Genomic DNA, 4,994 nt, shown 5'->3' on the forward strand with positions numbered 1-4,994 from the left:
GGCGTTCGAGCTGTCGCTCGCCTGCGACGTGACGATCGCCGCGCAAGGTACGCGGTTCGGTGCCCCGGAGGTGAGGTTCGGGTCGGGTGCGGTGGCGCTACTGCTGCCGCTGGTCGCCGGCTCGAAGGCCGCCCGCGAAATCCTGCTGACCGGCGACGACCAGATCACCGCCGAGCGCGCCTGCGACCTCGGTATCGTCAACCGCGTCGTGCCGGCCGGCCAGGAGCTGGACGAAGCGCTGGCGGTGGCGGATCGCATGGCCGCGGCGGCGACCACCGCGGTGCGGCTGACGAAGCTCGCTATCAACCGCGGCTACGACGCGATGGGCCTCCGCTCGACGCTCGCCCAGGCACTCGAACTCGACATCTTCATCGAAAGCTCCGGCGGCCCCGAGCGCGCCGAGTTCGATCGTATCCGCCGCGTGGATGGGCTTCAGGCTGCGATCCGCTGGCGCGACGCGCAGTCAGGTTGAGTTTGCCGACCCGACGAGCTCGCGCGGCGTCGGGTGGCGAAGCATCCGAGCATCAATTTGCAATTGCCGCGGACGGAGCATCGGCGCTCGATGTCCGCTTCGGAGATACAGCCGCGACCGCTTAGAAGTCTTGCTTGGGCGCGAAGCTGTAAGCGCAGCCCTCACTGGAGGGCTGCGCCAGCGCTCAGATTTCCGTCCGCTCCGCAAGGGTGAGAGCGTCATCGACGTCGACGCCGAGATAGCGCACGGTACTCTCGATTTTCGAATGGCCGAGCAGGATCTGCACGGCGCGGAGGTTTCCCGTTTGCTTGTAGATGATGGCCGCTTTCGTCCGGCGAAGCGAGTGCGTGCCGTAGTCCTCGTGGCGCAAGCCGATGCCGGTTACCCATTCGTCCACGAGCCGGGCGTACTGACGGGTGCTGATATGAGCGGCGTGATCGATCCTGCTTGGAAAGACGAAGTCGTCGAGCGCTCCGCCCCGTCGCTCCAACCAAGCCAGGATGCTGGTCCGAGCTGGATCGAGGATTTCGAACTGGACCGGCTGGCCGGTCTTCTGTTGGACGACGATCGCACGCGACCGAACGCGGCCGCCGACCACCAGGTCGCCAATCTTCATCTTGACGATGTCGCAGCCGCGTAACTTGCTGTCGATCGCGAGGTCGAACATTGCTCGATCGCGAATGCGCTGGTCCTGATCGAGCCAGAACCGGATGGCCCAGACCTGCTGCGGCTTCAGCGGACGTTTCGCTCCGAGTTTTCGGCCAGCGTTCCAGGGCGCGCGTTTGCTACCGGGATCATGTTCTGAACGGCCCATCGATCTTCTCCTGTGGCCGGTTTGGCCTCAGGTAGAACAGCAGATTACCGATCACGATGAGCTTGCTGGCCGGAAGCGGCCTTACTGCTTTCAGACGAGCGGCGGGGGAAAGCAGACACGGCGCTCGGGTCGGCTCACGACCCTTCCCGGAAGCTCGGAACGTCCGGTGTCTGGCAGATGGAACGACTGTTGGCGACCCGGCTTGGCCGATCCCAGTTTGGCCGCTCAGGAGCGAGCAGATGTGGATAGCTGCCGCTCGTCACGATTGAATGGGAACTCGGCTGGTCTCACTGAACGATCAGCCATCACGGCGAGAACTGGGTGCTTGGTGCTCCTCGGATACGCTCCAGGGCGCTGGCTTGAAGGCGGTCGCGAGCCAGTACACGAGGCCCGGGTCTTGGCGGGCCTGTCACGACCCTAACTGCGACTTTCGGAAAGTCCGATGCAGCAGTCTGAAGACCAGGAGTTTGGCGGCTCCTCAGGAGCCGATACCTGCAATGTGCAGCCAACTTGGGAACATGTTGTCAAATGGACAGTTAGTGACGATAGGTTTGCTGGCTTTAACAGCTGCGGACCAGCCTCGCGTCATCCCAAGCGGCAATGGCCCCCACGATTAAGGAAACAGCGCCCCGATGATCAATGCTCTCGAACCTCAGGCCGCCGGAGCTCGAACCACGATCGTTCGTGACCTCGTGATCGCCGTGTTCGGGCTCAACGGGCAATTGGTCGACACAGGGAATCAGCTCACGCAGGCCATCGGGCTGACGACGGCTTGGTGGCAAGTGCTCGGCGCCCTTGGTTATTCCAACAATCCTCTGCCCGTTGCGCACATCGCCCGCAATATGGGGCTGTCCCGCCAAGCGGTTCAGCGGGTCGTCGACCTGCTCGCGGACCGCGGACTCGTGCGGCTCGAGATGAATCCTCACCACCAGCGGGCGAAACTGGTCGTTCTCACGGCCGCTGGTCGGGCCACGCTGGAAGCAGCCGAAGCGGCGGAGCAACCACTTGACCAGCTTGTTCTTGAACGGATCGGCGGCGCACGGATCGCCGACGCGATTGCTGTCCTGACAGAAATGCACACGGCGATCGCTCAGCACATGGATGCAGGCGACGACGCCACGCCATCCAAGGAAATCACATGACCCTCCTCCATATTCCCGCCCGTTTCGACGCGGACGTCATCATCGTCGGTGGTGGGCCGGTGGGCCTGACGACCGCCTGTGCCCTGGCGCATCATGGAGTCGACTATCGACTGTTCGAGCAGCGTCGGGAAAAGAAGCCCTACTCGCGCGCCAACAATCTCTGGGCTCGCCCGCAGGAGCTGCTCGCCAGCATCGGTATCCGCGACGCTTTGGCGGAAAAGTCCTACCAGATCACGAGCGTCAACACGCTCCTGAACGGACGAAGCGTGGATCCGGTTGAGGTCGACGACGTCGCCAGTCCGTACCCGAAGGTTCTCTACAGCGGCCAGGATGTGATCGAGACCATCCTGACCGAAGCGATCGAGGCGCGTGGCGGCAGCGTGGAGCGAGGCCGCAAGGTCGTGGCCTTCGAACAGGACTCAGACGGGGTCACGGTCACCTTGGCCACCACCTCCGAAGACGACGATCAAGAGATTGAAGGATCGACCGAGCGCCTCCGCTGCCGCTATCTCATCGGCGCCGACGGCAACGAAGGCTTCGTCCGCAAAGGGCTGGGGCTCGACTTCCAGTCCGAGAAATTGCCCGATCGCATGAACCGGCAGGTTGACGCGAAGCTGCACTGGCGACGTTCGACCGAGCCCGACCAGCTCTGGTTTTTCTATTACGAGCGCGGCTTCTGCGGCGTGCTTCCGGTCTGGGGCGGTTACCATCGCCTGTTTTTCCTGGCGGACGATGCGGGCATTCCAGACCGGGACCCGACGCTGGACGAGATGCAGGCGATCGCCCGAAAGGTGACCGAAGACGAGACGCTGACACTGAGCGATCCGATCTGGCTGACGCACAGCCGCTTTCAGCACGGTGCCGCCGAGCATTACGCCAAGAATCGCGTTCTGCTGGTCGGCGACTCCGGACACCAGACCCTGCCGATCGGCGGCCAGGGCATGAACGCCGGGTTGCACGACGCGGTCGGCGTCGCATGGAGGCTTGCCATGGTGTTGAACGGCCAAGCCGAGCCGATCGTGCTTGACTCCTACGACGTCGAGCGCGGCGGCGAGCACCGACGGCTCGATGATCAGCAAGAACGTGGCTTCCGCAACGTCGTGTATCGCGGCCCGGCCAAGGATGCCGTGATGGGCGCTGCCGCCAAGCTCATCCCCAACATCGGCTCGCTGCTTCAGGGGACCGATGATCTCCAGCAGTTGTCGGTGGGATATCCCAAAAGCCCGCTCAACGAAGACCACCTGGGTGGCCTTCTCGACCTGCTTCGTCGGCATACGCCTCATCCCGGCGAAAGAGCTCCCGACGCCAAGGTGATCGCGGCCGACGGGTCTTCGACGACCTTGTTCGCGCACCTCTACAACGCCGATGGGAGAAGCTGGGGCTGGTCGCTTCTCGCTTTCGATGGGAGGCGGGCCGAGTCCGCGGCAGACCTGAGGATCGCGGTGACCGCAGTGCAGGGTTGGAATTGGGTGCGTCCGCGGCTGGTTCTCGGCGCTGCGAGCGCGGAACTTGACGGCGTCCCGGTGCTGTCCGACCTGGATGGCTTGGCGCACGCCGCCTATGGCGTCGATGGCACGCCGGCTCTGATCCTCGTACGCCCGGACGGCCACATCGCCTTTCGTGGACCCGCGAACGAGCCCGAACTCCTCCGCAGCTACTGCGGCCGGGTGTTCGGCGCGGTTCCGGCGTTCGCAGCGCAATGACCGACCAGCCTCTATTGTACGCTGGTCAATGACGTCGGCTAAAAAAGGAAACTGCCGTGAACCTTTATTATGCTCCAGGCTCGTGCAGCTTGGCCGATCACATTGCGCTGATCGAAGCTGGGCTGCCATATCGGCTCATCCGCATCGACCGGGCGAAACGAACCGAGGACGGACGCGACTATCTGACGGTCAACCCGCGCGGCTATGTTCCGGCGCTGGAGCTAGACGATGGCACGGTCCTGACCGAAAATCTCGCGATCCTCGCCTATATCGCGCACCGCAGCAGCGCGTTGTTTGCCGCGGACGACATGACACCCTGGCGGGCGCTCGAAGCGATCTCGTTCATGTCGACCGCGATCCACGGCAACCTAGTGCCTTTCTGGAAAGACCTGTCGGTCGACGAGAAGGACCGGGGCCGGCAGATGTTGTCGAAGCACGTCGCGACGATTGACGATCAGCTCGCGGAACATCCTTTTCTTCTCGGCAATCGGATGACGATCGCCGATCCCTATCTGTTTTGGGCTCTCCGATCCCTTCCGGTCAGCGGGATCCAGCTGCAGGAACGACTTCAGGGCTATTTCACTCGTATGAGCAAGCAGCCCTCCGTCGCCAAAGCGCTTGCAGAGGAAGATCTTGCCTAAACGCCGGGCTGCTCCGGCACAATGCGCTCTCGACGCCGCCCTGCCTGTGCCGAGCTAAAACCGGCTTTCGTTGACCACTTAATCCGGCCCCCTCCGGCTTGAATACGACCGCTTCGCACGGTTGCGATCCTCTGTCGAGTGGCCGAGATGGGCGCGATCCCGAAGGGCCGGATTAGGGCAGCATGGCGATGTCAACTTCCCACCCACTTGGACGGACTCTCA

The 4,994-nt window shown here is 63.4% G+C and carries 5 protein-coding genes; 4 read left to right on the forward strand and 1 reads right to left on the reverse strand.

Annotation, left to right across the window (positions count from 1 at the left end; genetic code table 11):
* Positions 1-472, forward strand: a 472-nt coding sequence (locus HUU96_RS11125) for an enoyl-CoA hydratase/isomerase family protein (RefSeq protein ID WP_174292864.1), incomplete at its 5' end; no start/stop codon positions are given.
* A gap of 184 nt (positions 473-656) precedes the next feature.
* Here the strand turns inward: HUU96_RS11125 and HUU96_RS11130 are convergent.
* Positions 657-1,286, reverse strand: a complete 630-nt coding sequence (locus HUU96_RS11130) for a tyrosine-type recombinase/integrase (RefSeq protein ID WP_174292865.1) — start codon at positions 1,284-1,286, stop codon at positions 657-659.
* Positions 1,287-1,918: 632 nt separating this feature from the next.
* Between HUU96_RS11130 and HUU96_RS11135 the strand changes: the two genes are divergently transcribed.
* The 3 genes from HUU96_RS11135 to HUU96_RS11145 are packed head-to-tail and all read left to right on the forward strand — an operon-like array spanning position 1,919 to position 4,772.
* Positions 1,919-2,428 (forward strand): MarR family winged helix-turn-helix transcriptional regulator, encoded by a 510-nt coding sequence (locus tag HUU96_RS11135; protein ID WP_174292866.1) that lies wholly within the window; start codon positions 1,919-1,921, stop codon positions 2,426-2,428.
* Entirely contained in the window at positions 2,425-4,131 is a 1,707-nt protein-coding gene (locus HUU96_RS11140; protein WP_174292867.1) for an FAD-dependent monooxygenase, read from the forward strand. Before HUU96_RS11135 ends, HUU96_RS11140 begins: the two co-directional genes overlap by 4 nt.
* A 56-nt stretch (positions 4,132-4,187) precedes the next feature.
* Entirely contained in the window at positions 4,188-4,772 is a 585-nt protein-coding gene (locus HUU96_RS11145; RefSeq protein WP_174292868.1) for a glutathione S-transferase N-terminal domain-containing protein, read from the forward strand.
* Positions 4,773-4,994 lie beyond the last annotated feature (222 nt).

It is taken from the genome of Sphingomonas bacterium, from assembly GCF_903644135.1.
GTDB lineage: Bacteria > Pseudomonadota > Alphaproteobacteria > Sphingomonadales > Sphingomonadaceae > Sphingomonas.